This window comes from Caulobacter sp. (assembly GCF_965279145.1).
In the GTDB taxonomy this organism is placed as follows: Bacteria; Pseudomonadota; Alphaproteobacteria; order Caulobacterales; family Caulobacteraceae; genus Caulobacter.
This window is the reverse complement of the sequence record NZ_OZ257139.1, coordinates 2136712-2150690: the sequence shown is the minus strand read 5'-3', so window position 1 is coordinate 2150690 and position 13979 is coordinate 2136712. Positions and strand designations below refer to the sequence as shown.

At 68.0% G+C, this 13979-nt stretch carries 14 protein-coding genes; 2 read left to right on the top strand and 12 right to left on the bottom strand.

Translation table 11 applies throughout. From position 1 onward, the window contains the following. Nucleotides 1–107: 107 nt before the first annotated feature. Nucleotides 108–1889, top strand: a complete 1782-nt coding sequence (locus ACQY9P_RS09965) for an acyl-CoA dehydrogenase (protein WP_421739416.1) — start codon at nucleotides 108–110, stop codon at nucleotides 1887–1889. 130 nt (nucleotides 1890–2019) lie between these two features. Here ACQY9P_RS09965 and ACQY9P_RS09960 read toward each other — a convergent pair whose 3' ends face one another. Continuing rightward, entirely contained in the window at nucleotides 2020–2502 is a 483-nt protein-coding gene (locus ACQY9P_RS09960; RefSeq protein ID WP_421739417.1) for a peroxiredoxin, read from the bottom strand. A gap of 110 nt (nucleotides 2503–2612) precedes the next feature. Between ACQY9P_RS09960 and ACQY9P_RS09955 the strand changes: the two genes are divergently transcribed. Next, the gene (locus ACQY9P_RS09955) at nucleotides 2613–3197 is read left to right on the top strand and encodes a YqgE/AlgH family protein (protein WP_421739418.1); all 585 of its coding nucleotides are present in this window, start codon (nucleotides 2613–2615) and stop codon (nucleotides 3195–3197) included. A gap of 121 nt (nucleotides 3198–3318) precedes the next feature. Here ACQY9P_RS09955 and ACQY9P_RS09950 read toward each other — a convergent pair whose 3' ends face one another. From ACQY9P_RS09950 to ctaD, 11 genes are all read right to left on the bottom strand, one after another. After that, nucleotides 3319–4986, bottom strand: a complete 1668-nt coding sequence (locus tag ACQY9P_RS09950; RefSeq protein ID WP_421739419.1) for a putative bifunctional diguanylate cyclase/phosphodiesterase — start codon at nucleotides 4984–4986, stop codon at nucleotides 3319–3321. Nucleotides 4987–5030: 44 nt separating this feature from the next. Continuing rightward, entirely contained in the window at nucleotides 5031–5591 is a 561-nt protein-coding gene (locus tag ACQY9P_RS09945) for a GNAT family N-acetyltransferase (protein WP_421740119.1), read from the bottom strand. A gap of 60 nt (nucleotides 5592–5651) precedes the next feature. Then, on the bottom strand, nucleotides 5652–6923 hold the full coding sequence (locus tag ACQY9P_RS09940; RefSeq protein WP_421739420.1) for a M16 family metallopeptidase: 1272 nt from the start codon (nucleotides 6921–6923) through the stop codon (nucleotides 5652–5654). Beyond that, nucleotides 6920–8320 carry a threonine synthase gene (gene thrC, locus ACQY9P_RS09935; protein ID WP_421739421.1) on the bottom strand — a complete coding sequence of 467 codons (1401 nt, stop codon included), beginning with the start codon at nucleotides 8318–8320 and terminating at the stop codon, nucleotides 6920–6922. Before thrC ends, ACQY9P_RS09940 begins: the two co-directional genes overlap by 4 nt. Next, a complete protein-coding gene (locus ACQY9P_RS09930; protein ID WP_421739422.1) occupies nucleotides 8320–9009 on the bottom strand; it encodes an SURF1 family protein in 690 nt (229 codons plus the stop codon). Before ACQY9P_RS09930 ends, thrC begins: the two co-directional genes overlap by 1 nt. Then, entirely contained in the window at nucleotides 9002–9364 is a 363-nt protein-coding gene (locus ACQY9P_RS09925; protein ID WP_421739423.1) for a DUF983 domain-containing protein, read from the bottom strand. Before ACQY9P_RS09925 ends, ACQY9P_RS09930 begins: the two co-directional genes overlap by 8 nt. Nucleotides 9365–9458: 94 nt before the next feature. After that, entirely contained in the window at nucleotides 9459–10334 is an 876-nt protein-coding gene (locus ACQY9P_RS09920) for a cytochrome c oxidase subunit 3 (RefSeq protein ID WP_421739424.1), read from the bottom strand. A gap of 71 nt (nucleotides 10335–10405) precedes the next feature. Then, a complete protein-coding gene (locus ACQY9P_RS09915) occupies nucleotides 10406–11047 on the bottom strand; it encodes a cytochrome c oxidase assembly protein (protein WP_421739425.1) in 642 nt (213 codons plus the stop codon). Further along, nucleotides 11025–11174 carry a hypothetical protein gene (locus ACQY9P_RS09910; protein ID WP_421739426.1) on the bottom strand — a complete coding sequence of 50 codons (150 nt, stop codon included), beginning with the start codon at nucleotides 11172–11174 and terminating at the stop codon, nucleotides 11025–11027. Before ACQY9P_RS09910 ends, ACQY9P_RS09915 begins: the two co-directional genes overlap by 23 nt. Further along, complete coding sequence (gene cyoE / locus ACQY9P_RS09905) at nucleotides 11171–12193, bottom strand: heme o synthase (RefSeq protein ID WP_421739427.1); 1023 nt, start codon at nucleotides 12191–12193, stop codon at nucleotides 11171–11173. The genes ACQY9P_RS09910 and cyoE overlap by 4 nt, the downstream gene beginning before the upstream one ends. 121 nt (nucleotides 12194–12314) lie before the next feature. Continuing rightward, nucleotides 12315–13979 (bottom strand): cytochrome c oxidase subunit I, encoded by a 1665-nt coding sequence (ctaD, locus tag ACQY9P_RS09900; protein WP_421739428.1) that lies wholly within the window; start codon nucleotides 13977–13979, stop codon nucleotides 12315–12317.

Here is a 13979-nt window from a genome sequence, read left to right as displayed (position 1 = left end):
GCGGAAAAAGGGCCAGGCGATCACGAACCCGTGATCCTCCGGATCACCTTGGCGTCGCCGCGCGGCGCGCCTAAACAGAACGCCGATAACCTGGAGAGCCGCCGTCCATGACCTTCCGCGCCCCCGTCCGCGACATCGCCTTTTCGCTGCGCCACGCGGCGGGTTTCGACCGCCTGGCGGAGGCCTTCCCCGACGCTGACGCCGACACCGTCTCGGCCGTGCTGGAAGCCGCGGGCGTGTTCGCCGCCGACGTCCTGGCTCCGCTGAACCGTCAGGGCGATCTGGTCGGGGCCAAGCTGGAAAACGGCGTGGTGCGTACGGCCCCCGGCTTCGCCGACGCCTACAGGCAGTTCGCCGAAGGCGGCTGGACGGGTCTGGCGGCCTCGGCCGAGCACGGCGGCGCGGGCCTTCCCAAGACGCTGGAAGTGGCGACCCTGGAAATGGTCCAGGCCGCCAACATGGCCTTTGGCCTCTGCCCCATGCTGACCCTGGGCGCCATCGAGGCCATCGCCCACCACGGCACGACGCGCCAGAAGGCGCTGTTCCTGCCCCGGCTGGTCTCGGGCGAGTGGACCGGCACCATGAACCTGACCGAGCCCCAGGCCGGTTCGGACCTGGCGGCGATCACCACCCTGGCCACGCCCGACGGCCACGGCGGCTACACCCTGTCGGGCCAGAAGATCTACATCACCTGGGGCGACCACGACGTCGCCGACAACATCGTCCACCTGGTGCTGGCCCGCACGCCCGACGCCCCGCCCGGCGTGAAGGGGATCTCGCTGTTCCTGGCCCCCAAAGTGATGGTCGGCGAAGACGGGGCCCTTGGCGCGGCCAATGCGCTGCGCGCCGGCGGGCTGGAGCACAAGCTGGGCATCCACGGCTCGCCCACCTGCGTGATGCTGTTCGAGGGGGCCAAGGCCGAACTGGTCGGCCAGCTGGGCTCGGGCCTGGCCCACATGTTCACGATGATGAACGCCGCCCGCCTGCAGGTGGGAACCCAAGGCGTCGCCATCGCCGAGCGCGCCTATCAGCAGGCCCTGGCCTTCTCGCTGGAGCGTCGCCAGGGCCGTTCGGCCTGGACCGGCGAAAGCTCGGCCCGACTGTTCGACCATCCCGATGTTCGCCGCACCCTGATGCTGATGAAGGCCCGGATCGAGGCCGCGCGCGGCATCTGCCTGTCCACCGCCGTCGCGGCCGATCTGGCCAGCCATGGCGCGACCGAGGAAGAGCGCGCGACCGCCAAGCTGCGCGAGGAGCTGCTGACCCCGATCGCCAAGGGCTGGTCCACCGACATGGGCGTGGCCGTGGCTTCGGAAGGCCTGCAGATCCACGGCGGCATGGGCTTCATCGAGGAGACCGGCGCGGCCCAGCACTATCGCGACGCCCGTATCCTGCCGATCTACGAGGGCACCAACGGCATCCAGGCCATCGACCTGGTCGGCCGCAAGCTGGGCCTTGGCGAAGGCCAGGCCATCGGCGACCTGATGGACGACATGCGCGACACGCTGACCGCCCTGGACGCCCTCGCCGACCCGACCCTGGGTTCGCTGGCCCGCCGCCTGGAAACCGCGCTGGACGCCGCCAGCGGCGCCACCGCCTGGCTGATCGAACGCCGCGCCCGCGCCATGCCCGACGCCCTCGGCGGCGCCACGGCCTATCTGAAACTGCTGGGCGACGTGGTCGGCGGCTGGATGCTGGCCAAGGGCGCCCTGGCGGCGGTGGCGGCCATCGCGGCGGGCGAAGGCGACGCCGACTGGCTGGGCGCCAAGGTGAGCCTGGCGCGGCTGTATGCGGAAAATGTGCTGGCCCAGGTCCCCGGCCAGGTCGCCGGCGTCATGGCCGGCGCGGCCGACCTGGCGGCGATGACCCCGGAGACGCTGGGGGCCTAGTCACCAATCCTCCCCCTGAAGGGGGAGGCGGCGCGAAGCGCCGGAGAGGGAAGTGACGCTGAAATTCAGCGCCCTTCCCTCTCCGTCGGCTACGCCGACACCTCTCCCATCAGGGAGAGGATCTACAACCCTACAGCTGACCCAGCATGTAGTCGGCCGACGAGACCTTGAATTCGCCGCCCTCTTCCACGTTCAGCGTGGTGACCACGCCGTCCTTGGCGATCAGCGAATAGCGCTGCGAGCGCGAGCCCATGCCGAACTTGGAGCCGTCGAAGTCCAGGCCCACGGCGCGGGTGAAGTCGCCATTGCCGTCGGCCAGCAGCATCACTTCGTCGGTGATGCCCTGATCCTTGCCCCAGGCCTTCATCACGAACAGGTCGTTGACCGAAACGCAGGCGATCACATCCACGCCCTTGGCCTTCAGGTCGGCGGCGTGGTCCTTGAAGCCCGGCAGGTGCTTGGCCGAGCAGGTCGGGGTGAAAGCGCCGGGAACGGCGAACAGGGCGACGGTCTTGCCCTTGAAAAGGTCTTCGGTGGTGACCGGCGCGGGCCCTTCGGCCGTGCTGGTCATGAAAGTCGCCGCGGGAAGCTTGTCGCCAACCTTGATCGTCATGGGCTTGGTCCTGTCCTTTGAGGTGCGAAAATCGAATATAGGTCGGAAGACAACGCGCCAAGTGACAGGTTCGACTTGAAACCGTCGTCTTCCACCCCGATCCTCTGATCATGAACCGCGACACGCATGACGAGGCGGACTTCCTGGCCGGCCGCCTTCTGGTGGCCATGCCGGGGATCGAGGACGAACGCTTCGAACGCGCCGTCCTGTACATGTGCGCCCACGACGCCGAGCAGGCGATGGGCATAGCCGTCAATCGCCCGGTCGAGGGCCTGACGGTGTTCGAACTTCTCGACAAGCTGGGCGTGCGATCCGAGATCAAGACCCAGAACAATCTGGTGCTGCTGGGCGGACCGGTCGAGCTGGAACGCGGCTTCGTGCTGCACACCGACGACTTCATCTCGCCCGACTCGACCCTGCCGCTGTGCGACGGCCTGGCCCTGACCGCCACCCGCGACGTGCTGGACGCCATGGGCAGCCAGATCCGCCACCCCCGCCGGGCGATCCTGGCCTTGGGCTATGCCGGCTGGGGCCCCGGCCAGCTGGAGCAGGAAGTCCGCGACAACATCTGGCTCATCTGCGACGCCGACGAAGAGCTCCTGTTCGACGACGACCACGAACACAAGTGGACGCGGGCTTTGGCCAAGCTGGGGATCTCGGCGGATCACCTGTCGACGCAGGCGGGGCGGGCTTGAAGATCCTCTCCCTGTGGGAGAGGGGTCGGCGCAGCCGACGGTGAGGGGATGCCATGAACAGAAGGGACTTCCCCCTCCGGCCCTTCGGGCCACCTCCCCCGCTGGGGGGAGGATTTAGGCCCTACCCCCGCGCCTTCACCGGCGCGGCGCCATCCACATAGGCCTCGTTGAGATAAACCTCGGCCTCCTGCGGCGACAGGGCCGGCGCGTAGCCGAAGCCCTGGCCGTAGTCGCAGCCCAGGGCCTGCAGGGCGTGGGCCATCTCGGCGTTCTCGACGCCTTCGGCGACGACTTCCAGGTCCAGGTCCTGGCCCAGCTTGACCACCGAGCTGACGATCTTGGCCGAACCGGAGTTGCCGCCCATGGTGCGGACGAAATAGCGGTCGATCTTCAGCGTATCGAACGGCAGGCGCGTCAGATACTGCAGCGACGAGAAGCCGGTGCCGAAATCGTCCAGCGCCAGGCCCGCGCCCGCGTCGCGCAGGGTGCGCAGGATCACGGCGGCCCGTTCGGGGTCGCGCATGATGTCGCTTTCGGTGACCTCCAGCTTGAGGGCGCCCCGCGGCAGGTTGTTGATCCGCAGCACCTCGGCCACGTCATCGACAAGACCCGGACGATCGATCTCGCCGGTCGACAGGTTGACACTGACGGTCAGGGCGCCGACGGCCGGATGGCTGCGGCGCCAGGCGGCCAGCTGCGCGCCGGCGGTGCGCATCATGTGCTCGCCCAGCTCGCTCATCAGGCCCATTTCCTCGATCAGCGGGAGGAATTCGTCGGGCGGCAGCATGCCGCGACGCGGGTGCAGCCAGCGGGCCAGGGCCTCGAAGCCCGACAGCGCGCCGGTCGACAGGCGCACCACGGGCTGGAAATAGGGGGTGATCTCGCCACGGGCGATGGCGCCGCGCAGGTCGGCCTCCAGCGCCAGGCGCGACAGGCCGTCCGTCTCCATCGAGCGGCCATAGGCGGCGGCGCCGCCGCGACCGCCCGAGGACGCGGCCTCGACGGCCAGTTCGGCGCGACGCAGCAGTTCGGTGGCCTCGGGGGCGTCCTCGCCGCCCTCGGCGTTCACGGCCCCGATCGACAGGGTCGGATGGATATCGAAGCCCGCCACGCGCAGCGGCTGTTCCAGCGCCGTGCGCAGGATCTCGGCCGGCTCGAAGCCCTTGGGCTCGCACAGCACCGCGAACTCGTCCTCGCCGATGCGGCCCATGATCGAGCCCTCGGGGAAGGCGGCGGCCAGGCGAGAGCCCAGGGCGGCCAGCACCAGGTCGGCGCGTTCGTGGCCCAGCGCCTCGTTCAGGCGGCGCAGGCGATCGACGTCGGCGACCACCAGTTCATGCACGCCTTCGCGGCGCAGGCGCTCACGCGCGCGGGTGATGAAGCTCTTGCGATCCAGCAGGCCGGTCAGCTCACAGCGTTCCGACGCGGCGAACTTGACCTCGGGGGCGACCACGCCGGCGGCGCGCACGCCCTCCTCCAGCCACACGCCACGCCAGATGCAGGTCTCGCCGCCGCGCATGCGCATGCGGGCGACGACTTCCGAGCCGGGCTCGCGGAATTTCAGGACTTCCTCAGCCTGGGCGCGATCCTGCGGCAGGGCCAGGGCGCGGAAGGCGGCGGACGAGCATTCGGGGGCCAGCGGACCCAGGCCCAGCGTCCGGGCCGAGCCGTTGATCCTCAGACGATCGGCTTCAGGCTCCCAGATCCACAGAGCCACGTCGGCAGCCGCCAGCGCTTCCAGCGTTGCTGTCGTGTCCCAGATCCGACGGTCCGTAGCCCGAAACGACATACTCAATCCCACGCCACCCTGGCGTCTTGCGTCCGGCCCCCGCGCTAAGGTCGCGAGACAAGTCCGAACAAACGATGATCTCGCCACTCGCCGTTAATTTTCAAATAAGCGGGGGCGTAACCTTCCTCCAAAAAGCCGCATTTCAGCAAAAGAGCGGCCGAAGGGCCGTTTTCTGGCATACAGGCTGCCTCCAGGCGATGGAGCCCAAGACCGTCGAAGGCGAAGCGGATGACTGTGGAAACGGCGTCGGTCATGTGCCCCTGGCGCGCGTGCGACTGGCCGACCCAGTAGCCGATGGTCGCGGTCTGGGCGACGCCGCGACGCACATGGAACAGCCGCACCGCGCCGATCAGGGCGTCGTCGGCCTCGCGAAACACGAAGAACGGCCAGGCGTCGCCGGTCTCCAGTTCGCGGGTGTAGGCGCCCAGGCGGGCGCGGAACGCGCGGGGGCCCAGGTCATCCTCGGGCCAGGTCGGTTCCCAGGGCTCGAGGAAGCTTCGGGAGGCGCGGCGCACCTCGGCCCAGGCCCGGTGGTCTCCGCCGCGCGGCGGGCGCAGATAGACGCCGTTTCCCTGGAGCTTCAGGCCCGGCCTAGCGCGAAACATCTGCAGAAAAGTCGGCAAGCGAATCCTCGGAGCGCGGTGGAAGGCCGCGACGTTTGACTGTCAGGCGGCCGCGAACAAGGCCTTCTCGAACGCGGGCCCTGCCTTGAGGGCCGATTTGGCGCCCAGGATCGCCGTCGCGCAACGCCCGCCGCCCAGCAGGCGCTCGCCCAGGCGCACGACATCGGCGGGCGTGACCGCCTCGACCTCGGCGGCCAGTTCAGCCGGCGGATACAGGCGATCAAACAGCAGGACCTGCCCAGCCGCCTGCTCGGCGCGCGACAGCGCCGCCTCGCGGGCCATGAACATGTGGGCCTTCAGCTGGGCCTTGGCGCGGGCCAGCTCGGCTGGTTCGATGTGGCGGGCCAGGGCGACCAGCTGTTCGGCGCAGACCTTGGCCGTCTCGACCGCATTCCCCGCCGCGCAGCCGGCATAGATGCCCAGCGCGCCGTAATCGGCATAGGTGTCGGAATAGGCGTCGATATTGTAGGCGAGTCCGCGCTTCTCCCGGGCTTCCTGGAACAGGCGCGACGACATGCCCCCGCCCAGGCACTCGGCGAAGATGCGCAGGGCGAAATAATCCTGCTCGCGCGCGCCGCAGGCCGGCAGCATGAACACCAGATGCGACTGTTCCAGCTTGCGCACCTCGCCCTCGTGCCCGCCGACGAACGGCGCGGCGGTGGGCTCGGGCGCGCCGGCCCGGACCGGAACAGCCCCGAAGGCCCGCTCGGCGGCGGCCAGCAGTTCGGCCTCGCTGACCGCGCCAGTGGCGCTGATCACCAGCCGGTCGGGCGAATAGAGCGCCCCGCGCCAGTCCGACAGGGCGGCGTTGGTGGCGGCGTTGACCGACTCGACCGAGCCCAGGATCGGCCTGGCTACCGGGTGCTGGCCCCAGGCGGCCTTCTGAATCAGGTCGAAGACATAGTCGTCGGGCGCATCGGCGGCCTCGGCGATCTCCTGCAGCACCACCTGCTTTTCGCGGGCCAGGTCGGCCTCGTCGAGGGTGGGGCGCAGCAGCAGGTCGGCGATGACCTCCATGCCCAGATCTAGCCCGCCCTTCAGGGCGCGGATCTGGAAGCTGGTGCGCTCATAGCCGGTGGCGGCGTTGATCTGGCCGCCCTGGCTCTCGATCACCTCGACGATGTCGCGCGAGCTGCGCGTTCCAGCGCCCTTGAACACCATGTGTTCCAGCAGGTGCGACCAGCCCGAGCGGGGAAGATCCTCATGCGCCGCGCCGCGACCGGCGACCACGCTCAGGGCCAGGGTTTCCAGGCCCGGCATCGGGTCGCAGACAACCCGGACGCCGTTCTTCAGGGTGTGGAGGCTGGCGCTCACGAACGGTCCAGGAAGGAGCGCACGAAGGCCTTCACCGTCTCGCCGCTGGCGGGCAGGATCTCGAAGCGTTCGGGCTTTTTCGACAGGTCCGGCGTGGCGCGCGGCGTGGCCGGGGTCAGGCCGCAGGCGGCGGCGACCGCTTCGGGGAACTTGGCCGGGTGGGCGGTGGAGAGCACCACGACCGGGACGGTCGGGTCGTCCAGATGGACGCGGGCCGCCGCTGCCAGGCCGACGGCGGTGTGCGGATCGACGACCTCGCCGGTCTCGTTGAGGGTCGAGAGCATGGTCTTGGCGGTGTCGGCCTCATTGACCGCCATGCCCCGGAACAGCTCGCGCATCAGGGTGAAGGCGCTGGGCGGGATGTCGATCACGCCGCTGTCGTTGAAGCCCCGGAACGCCCGGCCGGTCTCGACGCCGTCACGGCGCACGGCCTCGAAATACAGGCGCTCGAAATTGGAGGCGACCTGGATGTCCATGGCCGGGCTCTGGGTGGCGGTCACCGCGCCCTTGGCGTAGCGGCTGTCCTCGAAGGTGCGGGCCAGGATGTCGTTGGAATTGGTGGCGCAGACGATGCGGGCGATCGGCAGGCCCATCTTGGTCGCCACGAAAGCGGCATAGGCGTCGCCGAAGTTACCCGTCGGCACCACGAAGGCCACCGAGCGCTCGGGCGCGCCCAGGGCCACGGCGGCGGTGAAGTAATAGACGCTCTGGGCCGCGATCCGCGCCCAGTTGATCGAGTTGACACCCGACAGGTCGACGGCGTGACGGAACTGGTCGTCCTGGAAGGCCGCCTTGACGATGGCCTGGCAGTCGTCGAACGAGCCCAGGATCGACAGGCAGGCGACATTGGCGTCGGTCGCCGTGGTCATGAACCGGCGCTGGACCTCGCTGATCCGGCCCTCGGGGAAGAGGGCCACGATGCGGGCGTTCTTGCGGCCGCGGAAGGCCTCGACCGCCGCGCCGCCGGTGTCGCCGGAGGTGGCGCAGATGATGGTCATCTTCCGCGACTGGCGCTCCAGCACATAGTCGTACAGGCGCCCCAGCAGCTGCATGGCGACGTCCTTGAACGCCAGGGTCGGGCCGTGGAACAGCTCCAGCAGGAAGCGGTTGGGACCCAGTTGCTTCAGCGGGGTGACGGCGGTGTGGGCGAAGGTGGCGTAGGCCTCCTCGCACATCTGCAGCAGATCGGCGGGCGGGATATCGTCGCCGACGAACTTGCCGACCACGGCGGCCGCCACCTGGGCGTAGGGCTGGCCGGCGAAGGCGGCGATCTCGGCCTTGGTGAAGGTCGGCCACTCGGCGGGCACATACAGGCCGCCGTCGGGGGCCAGGCCGGCCAGGACGGCGTCGAGGAATCCGATCGGGGCGGCCTCGCCGCGGGTCGAAACGTAGCGCATCAGGGTCTCAGTCTCCGCCAGAGCATGGCGGCATAGATAAAGAGCAGGGTCACGGCAAGACCGAACCACGTCAGGGCGTATTCGAGGTGCCGATTGGAAATTTCTGCCGGAAGCGGCGCGGGCGTGATGCCATCCGGCGCGGGCGTCTCGCTTTCGGCCATCAGCGCCAGAGGAGCCGGGCTGCGGCCCGCGATGCCCGCCACGGCCCTAGCGCGGTCGCCGCCCAGCTGCTTGAGCGGGATCAGGACGCCCGTCACCCGGCCCGGCTCGGCGAAGGCGCGGGCGGTCGTCTCGACCTTGCCCGTCAGGTCCGGCACGACGCCGCGATCGACCAGGATCAGGTTGTAGGGGCCGTCCTTGAGCCCGCACAGGGCCTGGGCCCGCCAGACGACGTCGCCGTCACGAATGCCATAGGCCAGGGACAGCGGCGGCAGGCCCACCGGCTGGCAGTCGACGCTGACCCGCCTCCAGGCCGCGCTCTCGACGGTCGCCGAGGCGGTCACCACGGCAGCCAGAGGAACGGGCGGCGCGGTCTTCAGCGTCTCGATCCGCGCCAGCAGGTCCTGCTTCCAGGCCAGGCGCTTCACCTGCCAGCCGCCCAGGACGCACAGGATGGCGAAGGCGATGGCGACGGCGATGGTCAGGCCGAAGGGGAAGCCGGCCTTCCTGGCCGGAGCGATCTCAGACATCGTGGCGACCGGCCTCAGAGGCCTTGTTGGCGACCTGGGCGGCGACCATCAGGCCCTTGGCCGGACGCATCAGGCCAAGACTCAGGCCCAGGGTCACCGGCAGCCAGACCAGCAGCAGCAGCCAGATCGGCCAGCCCCAGGCGAACATCGAGAACAGCGCGCCGAAGGCCCCGATGAAGCCGGCGATCAGGATGATGAAGGTCGAGGCCCCGTCGCCGGTCTCGTGGCGGCCCAACTCGAAGCCGCAGGCCTCGCAGGTGGGGGCGATCTTCAGGAAGCCCTCGAACAGGACGCCCTCGCCGCACTTGGGGCAGTGGCCGCTGGCGCCGGCCATGTAGGGGTTCACGTGAGCCATGGGGCCGTCCTTACACCCTCCCGCGTGAGGGGAGGCCAAAATGAAAAAGGCCCGGAACGCTTTCGGCGTTCCGGGCCCCCTCGGAAGATCTGATCTAGTGGGCCGAAGCGCCGAAGATCACGTAGATGAAGGCGAACAGGAACAGCCAGACCACGTCGACGAAGTGCCAGTACCAGGCGGCCGCTTCGAAGCCGAAGTGCTGCTTGGGCGTGAAGGCGCCGTTCATCAGGCGGATCAGGCAGACGATCAGGAACAGCGTGCCCACGAACACGTGGAACCCGTGGAAGCCGGTGGCCAGGAAGAAGGTCGAGCCATACAGGCCCGAGTTCACGGCCGCTTCCGAGTAGAACAGGTTCTCGTGGTTGATGTGGCTGTATTCATAGACCTGGATGCAGGTGAACAGCGCGCCCAGCAGGATGGTCAGGATCAGGCCCCACTTGGCGCCCTTGCGGTCGCCGACCTGCAGCGCGTGGTGAGCCCAGGTGACCGTGGTGCCCGACAGCAGCAGGGTCAGGGTGTTGACCAGCGGCAGATGCCAGGGCGAGACGGTCTCGACGCCGGTGGGCGGCCAGGTGGCCCAGGCGGTGCGGACTTCCTCGATCGCCGACAGGGTGCGGTGATGATGGAACAGCGCCATCTCGAAGAAGATCCAGAACCAGGCGACGAAGAACATCACTTCCGAAGCGATGAACAGGATCATGCCGTAGCGCAGGCCGATCGAGACGACCGGGGTGTGGTCGCCAGCCTTGGCTTCCTTGGCGACGTCCGACCACCAGCCGAACATCGTGTAGAGGATGCCCGCGAAACCGGCGGCGAAGATCGCCCAGTTGCCCTTTTCGATGCCGAGCACGCCGCCCTTGAGCCAGCCAATCAGGCCAAGGGCCATGATGGTGGCGGCGGCCGAACCCACGAAGGGCCACGGGCTGGGCGGCAGAATGTGATAGTCGTGTTTGACGGCGCCGTGGGCCATGGTGGTGCTAACCCTTATTCCCTCTAGGCATGCCGGCTGAGTCCCCCCGCCAACATGCTCCTTGTTGAACGCTATAGCGCCCTCTGCGGCTTGCCGCCAAGGGGTTGAACGATACGAGGCGTGGTCGAGACCGCCTGTTTTTCGCCTTCCACGCCCTCAACGGCGGGGAAGAAGGTGTAAGACAGGGTGATCTCGTCCTTACCCTTTGTCTCGGCGTCGTCCACATATTGAGGATCGACGAAGTAGACGACCGGGAATTCCACCGTCTGACCCGGCTGGATCGTCTGGTTGGAGAAGCAGAAACACTCCAGCTTCTGGAAGTACGGACCGGCCTGTTCGGGCACCACATTGTAGAGCGCCCGGCCGGTCATCGCCTTGTCGCCCTTGTTGGTGACCTTGAAGAAGGCCAGTCCCGTCGCGCCGATGCGCACCTGCTGGCTGGTCTGCTCGGCCGAGAACGCCCACGGCAGGGTGCGGACATTGGCGTCGAAGCGAATCGTCACCTTGCGGTCCAGCACCTTGGTCGGCTTCAGCTCGGCCTTGCGCACCGTGCCGTCGAAGCCGGTCATCTGGCAGAACAGGCGGTACAGGGGCACCGAGGCATAGGCCGCGCCGACCATGCCGAAGAAGGCGGCCGCGCAGATCAGCGCGACGCGCGCGTTGCGCTTGGACGCCAGCGCTTTGACGGGATCAGAAGGCGCGATGCGCGACATTGCCACCAATCCTCACAACCGTGACGACGAAGATCAGGATGACGAAGGCCACCAGGCCCAGACCCAGGGCGATGTTTCGCCCCTTGCGGGCGCGGGCGGCCGCGTCGTTCTCGATGAGTTTGTTCACGACAGCAGCTCCAACGCTTTGACGCCACTGACCGCTTCGCCCAGCAGGGCCGCGAACAGGGCGAACAGATAGAGGATCGAGAAGGCGAACAGGTTGCGCGCCGCCTTGGCCCCGGCGGCCTTCTGGTCTTCGTCGACCTCGTAGAGATCGCGATCGGCCACGCGCGGGTCGGCGGCGTCGCCGGCCTTGCTGAGGAAGACACGGACGGCCAGGGTCAGGAACACCGCCCCGCCGAGGCCCGCGACGGCCAGATAGATCGGGCCGCCCAGACCGGTCAGCACCGGCGACAGGCACACGGGGATCAGCACCAGGCTGTAGATCAGGATCTGCAGGCGAGTGGCCTTGGCGCCCTTGACCACCGGCAGCATCGGCACGCCGGCCTTGGCGTAGTCGGTGCTGATATACAGCGACAGGGCCCAGAAGTGCGGCGGGGTCCACAGGAAGATGATGGCCACCATCAGCCAGGCGTTCAGCGGGGCCGAGCCCGTGGCGGCCGCCCAGCCGATGGCCGGCGGCAGCGCCCCGGCCAGACCGCCGATGACGATGTTCTGGCTGGTCCAGCGCTTGAGCCACATGGTGTAGACCACGGCGTAGAAGACGATGGTGAAGGCCAGCAGGCCGGCGGCCAGCCAGTTGACGGCGACGCCCAGCATCATCACCGACAGCAGGCTCAACACCACGCCCAGGGCGGCGGCGTCATCGCCGCGCACCTTGCCCGAGGGCACCGGCCGGCCCCGCGTGCGGCGCATCAGGCCGTCGATGTCGGCGTCGAACCACATGTTCAGCGCGCCCGAGGCGCCGGCCCCGATGGCGATGCACAGCACCGCCACGAAGGCCAGGAACGGGTTGATCGGCGCCCGGGCGGCCATCAGGCCGGTCAGGCCCGTGAACACCACCAGCGACATCACCCGGGGCTTGAGCAGCTGGAAGAAATCCTGCCAGCGCGCGACGCCGCCGTGTTCGGGAGCGGTCGCTTCGGCCTGGGCGGTTTCCGGGGTCATGGCGGCGATCTTGGACATCGATACTTCAGTGCGAAGAAACTGGGGTTAAGGCGGTCTGGAAGGGCGAAGGGCGCGGCCCGGACCCCTTGAGGTGATCCAGACCGCGCCCCCGCGTCTCAAGTCTCGTTCGGTTCGGCGATCAGTGGTGACCGTCTTCCGCGATGACAGGCGGCTCGCTGAACTGGTGGAACGGCGGCGGCGAGGACAGGGTCCATTCCAGGGTGGTGGCGCCTTCGCCCCACGGATTGGCCACGGCCGGACGACGGCGGATGGCCGCTTCCAGCAGCAGGACCAGGAACACGACCACGCCGACGGCGGTGATCATGTAGCCCACCGAAGAGACGTAGTTCCACTTCGCGAAGGCTTCCGGATAGTCGACATAGCGACGCGGCATGCCTTGCAGGCCCAGGAAGTGCTGCGGGAAGAACACCAGGTTGACGCCGACAAACATGATCCAGAACTGCACGCAGCCCAGGAACTCGTTGTACTTCACGCCCCACATCTTCTCGAACCAGTAGAAGAAGCCGGCGAAGATGGCGAACACGGCGCCCAGCGACAGCACGTAGTGGAAGTGGGCGACGACGTAATAGGTGTCGTGCAGGCTGTAGTCGATGCCGGCGTTGGACAGGACGACGCCGGTGACGCCGCCGACCGTGAACAGGAAGATGAAGCCGATCGCCCACAGCATGGGCGTCTTGAAGCTGATCGAACCGCCCCACATCGTGGCGATCCACGAGAAGATCTTCACGCCGGTCGGAACGGCGATGATCATCGTCGCGGCCACGAAATAGGCGCGCAGGTTGATGCTCATGCCGACGGTGTACATGTGGTGCGCCCACACGACGAAGCCGACGAAGCCGATGGCGACCATGGCGTAGGCCATCGCCAGGTAGCCGAAGATCGGCTTCTTGGAGAAGGTCGAGACGATGTGGCTGATGATGCCGAAGCCTGGCAGGATCAGGATGTACACTTCCGGGTGACCGAAGAACCAGAACAGGTGCTGGAACATGACGGGGTCGCCGCCGGCGGCCGGGTCGAAGAAGTGGGTGCCGAAGTTACGGTCGGTCAGCAGCATGGTGATGGCGCCGGCCAGGACCGGCAGCGACAGCAGCAGCAGGAAGGCGGTGATCAGCACCGACCATGCGAACAGCGGCATGCGGTGCAGGGTCATGCCCGGCGCGCGCATGTTGAAGATCGTGGTGATGAAGTTGATCGCGCCCAGGATCGACGAAGCGCCAGCCAGGTGGAGCGACAGGATCGCCAGGTCCATGGCCGGACCCTTGTGGCCGATGGTCGAGAGCGGCGGATAGATCGTCCAGCCCCCGCCGAAGCCTTGGCCCGGGCCGCCGTCGACGAACATCGAGGTGCAGAGCAGGACCCAGGCGGCGACCAGCAGCCAGAACGAGATGTTGTTCATCCGCGGGAAGGCCATGTCCGGCGCGCCGATCATGATCGGAACGAACCAGTTGCCGAAGCCGCCGATCATGGCGGGCATGACCATGAAGAAGATCATGATCAGGGCGTGGGCGGTGACGACGGCGTTGTAGCCGTGCTTGCCCTTGAACAGGCCCAGTTGCCCCAGCAGACCGGTGTCCTTGAACACCTGGATGCCCGGCTCCATCAGCTCCCAGCGGATCAGGCCCGAAAGGGCGCCGCCCACCAGGCCCGCCATGATGGCGAACAGGATGTAGAGGGTGCCGATGTCCTTGTGGTTCGTCGAGAAGAACCAGCGGGCGAAGAAGGGCGGCTTGTCGTCGGCGCCGTGGGCGTCGTCGTGATGATCAATGTCTGCGGCGTGAGCCAT

Bases quoted from the DNA above. Each gene is read 5' to 3' on its own strand.
- ACQY9P_RS09965 (WP_421739416.1), top strand. From the start codon at position 108: ATGACCTTCCGCGCCCCCGTCCGCGACATCGCCTTTTCGCTGCGCCAC.
- ACQY9P_RS09960 (WP_421739417.1), bottom strand. From the start codon at position 2,502: ATGACGATCAAGGTTGGCGACAAGCTTCCCGCGGCGACTTTCATGACC.
- ACQY9P_RS09955 (WP_421739418.1), top strand. From the start codon at position 2,613: ATGAACCGCGACACGCATGACGAGGCGGACTTCCTGGCCGGCCGCCTT.
- ACQY9P_RS09950 (WP_421739419.1), bottom strand. From the start codon at position 4,986: ATGTCGTTTCGGGCTACGGACCGTCGGATCTGGGACACGACAGCAACG.
- ACQY9P_RS09945 (WP_421740119.1), bottom strand. From the start codon at position 5,591: ATGTTTCGCGCTAGGCCGGGCCTGAAGCTCCAGGGAAACGGCGTCTAT.
- thrC (WP_421739421.1), bottom strand. From the start codon at position 8,320: ATGCGCTACGTTTCGACCCGCGGCGAGGCCGCCCCGATCGGATTCCTC.
- ACQY9P_RS09930 (WP_421739422.1), bottom strand. From the start codon at position 9,009: ATGTCTGAGATCGCTCCGGCCAGGAAGGCCGGCTTCCCCTTCGGCCTG.
- ACQY9P_RS09925 (WP_421739423.1), bottom strand. From the start codon at position 9,364: ATGGCTCACGTGAACCCCTACATGGCCGGCGCCAGCGGCCACTGCCCC.
- ACQY9P_RS09920 (WP_421739424.1), bottom strand. From the start codon at position 10,334: ATGGCCCACGGCGCCGTCAAACACGACTATCACATTCTGCCGCCCAGC.
- ACQY9P_RS09915 (WP_421739425.1), bottom strand. From the start codon at position 11,047: ATGTCGCGCATCGCGCCTTCTGATCCCGTCAAAGCGCTGGCGTCCAAG.
- cyoE (WP_421739427.1), bottom strand. From the start codon at position 12,193: ATGTCCAAGATCGCCGCCATGACCCCGGAAACCGCCCAGGCCGAAGCG.
- ctaD (WP_421739428.1), bottom strand. From the start codon at position 13,979: ATGGCTCACGCCGCAGACATTGATCATCACGACGACGCCCACGGCGCC.